This window comes from Pyxidicoccus trucidator, from assembly GCF_010894435.1.
GTDB classification, from domain to species: Bacteria; Myxococcota; Myxococcia; order Myxococcales; family Myxococcaceae; genus Myxococcus; species Myxococcus trucidator.
Genome location: NZ_JAAIXZ010000089.1, coordinates 1 through 441, shown reverse-complemented (window position 1 = coordinate 441; position 441 = coordinate 1). Strand labels below are relative to the sequence as shown.

The 441-nt window shown below is 70.1% G+C and carries 1 protein-coding gene; it reads right to left on the bottom strand.

Annotated features, from left to right (window positions below):
- Positions 1–152: 152 nt before the first annotated feature.
- On the bottom strand, positions 153–441 hold a 289-nt coding region (locus G4D85_RS48545; RefSeq protein ID WP_164021945.1), incomplete at its 5' end, for a ceramidase.

Genomic DNA, 441 nt, shown 5'->3' with positions numbered 1-441 from the left:
GGGCTGTGGCTGCGGCGCGGGCACCGGCGGCGGTTCCCCGCTGCTGCTGCTCGGGATGTGGATGGGCCTCACCGCCATCCAGTCTCGCCGTCGCTCCAGCCGTCAGGCGCGCGGCTGATACGGCCTTCGGAGGGCTCGGGACTCCCGAGCCCTCACGCCGCCGCCGCGCTCAGCTTGGAGACGAGGAACCACAAGAACAGGCCCACGGCCAGGAACCCTCCGCCAACTTTGGCAAGGGACCAGAGCCATTTCTCGCGGGCCTTTTCGCGCTCGTACTCCTCGACGTACTGCCGTGCGGCGACGTTGCCTGAATCCAGCGCGAGCGCCCGCTTCGCATAGGCCGCCCGTTCCCAGCCCCCGCGTCCTTCTCCGATCGCATCCATGTAGATACGGGCAAGCTCGGGACGGGTCGCGGCCTTCACCCGCGCCTCGACCCGCTCG